This window comes from Flavobacterium croceum DSM 17960 (assembly GCF_002917885.1).
In the GTDB taxonomy this organism is placed as follows: domain Bacteria; phylum Bacteroidota; class Bacteroidia; order Flavobacteriales; family Flavobacteriaceae; genus Flavobacterium; species Flavobacterium croceum.
The window spans coordinates 1-1338 of the sequence record NZ_PQNY01000087.1; the positions used below are offsets into that span (position 1 = coordinate 1).

Annotated in this window: 1 protein-coding gene; it reads right to left on the bottom strand. The window is 31.6% G+C overall.

Translation table 11 applies throughout. The annotated features are described in order from the left end of the window. Positions 1 to 140: 140 nt before the first annotated feature. Entirely contained in the window at positions 141 to 1274 is a 1134-nt protein-coding gene (locus tag Q361_RS13565) for a transglutaminase domain-containing protein (RefSeq protein WP_103727253.1), read from the bottom strand. Positions 1275 to 1338: the final 64 nt, after the last annotated feature.

Here is a 1338-nt window from a genome sequence, read left to right on the forward strand (position 1 = left end):
GCTAACGTTTTGCAGCTTGGCGAAGTGGCGGATTTGAAGCACTTACTTTCTTTTTAGAACTAAACTTCTTTTGAAAACCGAATGTTCAATTTAGCACTGAACCCGCCATTTTGCCAAACTGCTGTTAGCGGTTCGGGCTTTTATTCAGGTTTTGTCCAAAATAGATTTGGATTGTTTGTTTTATAATATATAAATTTTACTCCTGTTGAATTATTTATTTGTTCTTTCTTTTGTGGTGTTTGTTCTATTCCGTCTATTGGTAAAAGTTCAATATAAGTTACTTCTTTTCCACTTTTCCAAGTTTCAGTATCATATTCACTATTTAACGGTGTTTGTAAGCGATACAAGTTTTTTGCCATATAATTATCAAGATAGTCTTCTTTTGTCTGTAAGTTTTCTCTATTCCAATTAGCATCCGCATTAAGAACCAAAGGCAGACCTTTTACAAGTCTTTCTCTTACTTCTTGTATCCCTAATAAATTTCCTTTTTCGTCCATTACATAAGAGTCAAAAGTTGGGTCTATCCAAATCCATTTTTCTAATTCTTTGCTGTAAACCATATTGATAACGTGACAGTCGTCAAATTCTGTTTCCTTTGGCATACAAGTAATGTATCTTGATTTTATTCCAATTGAAAGGTAACATTCATTGAGAATTGTCGCTAACATTCGGCAATTCACTCCACGATTTTCTACTTTACAAACCTTGATTAAATCTATGGCGTTTTTTAATGTTGGGTTGTCTGAACTGCCATCGTGTCTAACAAGATTGTGAACCCAATGAAGTAAATTAAAAATTTGTGAAAGTTCGCTTCCTTTTCCTGCAATGGAATCTAATTTTAAGTCTTGTCTGATTTTTTGTAAGTTTGGATTGCCGGCTGATTGATATTCAAATTTTGGAATAAACCTATTGTCAGTATAATTATATTTTCCTGCACCTTTCAAAATATCTAATCGTGAGGGTTTATATTTTATCTGTGTTCGAGCAGAATCTTTTCCATTTAGTAATATAATAAAATCATAGTTCTTTTTTGGGTCAATTTTAAAAGAAATTGAATCTATGTCAGTATAAAAAGTAACTTTTTTGGCAGAAGTTGTGTAAACGTCTAATTTTTCTTCTGGAACAATCCGCCACGCATTTTTCCTTAATTGGTTGTTATCTTTTATATCAACGCTTGTTGAGTTTGCTTTGATAATTGGTAATTTCTTTTGAGCAAAAGTTGTTTGTCCAATAAAAATTAATAAAAGAAAAGTAAAATAAGTTGTCTGTTTCATCTTGTAAATTTATGTTATTTTATTTTTATTTGGTGCAGTTCGTTTAGCCTGACCGCTAACGTTT

Excerpts from the sequence above, each read along its gene's own strand:
- Q361_RS13565 (WP_103727253.1), bottom strand. The coding sequence starts at position 1,274 with ATGAAACAGACAACTTATTTTACTTTTCTTTTATTAATTTTTATTGGA.